At 75.1% G+C, this 523-nt stretch carries 1 pseudogene; it reads right to left on the reverse strand.

Annotated elements, in window-relative coordinates:
• A pseudogene (locus B9S61_RS07705) lies at nucleotides 1-399 on the reverse strand (hypothetical protein); the annotation flags it as partial.
• Nucleotides 400-523 lie beyond the last annotated feature (124 nt).

Below are 523 nucleotides of genomic sequence, written 5' to 3' on the forward strand. Positions count from 1 at the left end.
CGCCGCCCGGCCTCCGGGAAGGGCCGTGAGGCGGGTGCGTTCGCACTGGCGCAGGAGGGCGGCGGCGGTGGGGTTGCCGCGCAGGGCGCGGAGGGCGGCCAGATCGTCCGGGTGGGGACGGTATCCGGCGCCCAGCGCCTCCTCCAGGAGCGTCAGGTAGCCGGCTGCGGTGCCGGGCAGGGCGGCGCGGTAGCGGCCGAGGTCGGCCAGGAGGAAGGTGCGCAGCCGGACACTCTCCCGCGTCGCCTCGTCGAGGGAGTCGGCGAGGCTGAGGCAGTCCTGGACGTCGTCGGCCGTGGCGGGGGTGGGGTGCAGGGCGAGGGCGAGGGCGCGACGGAGGACGCGCAGCTCCTCCGCACCGAACGCCATGCCGCCGCGGGATCCGTAGGGCGTGGGCATGGTGCGACAATACGCGCTAATCAGACAAACAACGCGAAGGGAACCCTGGTGTGGCGCCGGGTGCCACCCGCGTGGATGGCGTGGGCGGGTGCCCGGACGGTGATCTCCGCCCCGCATCCGCGAC

The organism is Streptomyces sp. SM1 (genome assembly GCF_002910825.1).
GTDB lineage: Bacteria > Actinomycetota > Actinomycetes > Streptomycetales > Streptomycetaceae > Streptomyces > Streptomyces okerensis.